We start from the raw sequence: 1,088 nt of genomic DNA on the forward strand, positions 1-1,088 counted from the left end.
GCTGGCGCGCGCCCCCTCAATCGCTCAGCGGGGGCTCGGACGCAGGCCGGGGCGGCCCGGGTCTAAGGGGCACCCTATCGCGCGCCCAATTCGTCCAGAACCGCGCCCCGCCAGGCGCGCTGGTTCTCGGGGGCGGCAAATTGCGCGACCAACGCGCGCGAGGCCGCCGCCATCTCGCGGCAGCGGGCGGGATTGGCCCGGGCCCAGTCCAGGCGCGCCTCGATGTCATCGCCGCCTGGGGCGAGCGGGATATAGTGTTCCCAGGGGCGGAAAGCGGCGGTGTAGAACAGCTCCCACTGGTCCTCTTCCTTGAGCACGACAGCGTTCGCAGCCGCTGCCGACAGGAAGTTCGACCCGGTGTCATTGCCCGACAGCGACAGCACGTATTTGCCCAGCTGCACCCAGGTTTCGGGGACGCGGGCCGTGACGAACCGCGCCAGCATCTTGTCCTTGCCGGCGGTCTCGTGCTTGGGCGGCAGGACAAAGCCCATCGCGAATCCCGCGCGCCCGTGCAGGCGCGAAAGAACCCGATAGCGCGTCACCGCCGTCAGGGCCTGGCCGATCAGGCGGCGCTGGCCCGCATCCGGCCCCTGCGCCAGCGCGCGCAGGTAGTGATGCGCCATGCGCGGCTGGCCCATATCGGGTGCCAGGTGCGGCCAGAGCTTGCCGGTCAGGTTTCCATACCACAGGCACAGGTCGGGCTTGTCCTCGAAGGGGACGTCGTCGGCGGGAAAGGCGCCGGGACGCCCCTCGGGCGCGAGGTCGTGATAGCCGGGCAGGGGCCAGAGCACGAGGTTCGCCGCACCGGGTCGGCGGTTGTAGGCCAGCGTGCGCTGCTCGGGGGGTGGCCGGCCGCCGGCGCCCGCCTCGCGCGCGTCCTGCATGTCGAGGGTCAGCGGCGGGCGCGCGTCCAGATCCAGCAGCCCGTTCACCACCGCCTGCACCCGGTCGCGGGCCTGATCGGGCCGGTCGGCTAGGTAAGGGCCGTCGCCCACCCGGCGCAGGGGCAGAGGGCGGCCGTCCTTGCTGGCAATGCTCCCGTCGGCGCGCCAGACGGCCGCAGCAGGGCTGAGCGCGGCGTTGTCGCC

General features: G+C 72.6%; 1 protein-coding gene. It reads right to left on the reverse strand.

Annotated elements, in window-relative coordinates; all coding sequences use genetic code 11:
• Nucleotides 1–74 precede the first annotated feature (74 nt).
• A partial coding sequence (locus ACH107_RS33055; RefSeq protein WP_412509819.1) for a glycosyl transferase family 90 occupies nt 75–1,088 on the reverse strand: 1,014 nt, incomplete at its 5' end.

This window comes from Roseovarius halophilus (ex Wu et al. 2025) (assembly GCF_047086965.1).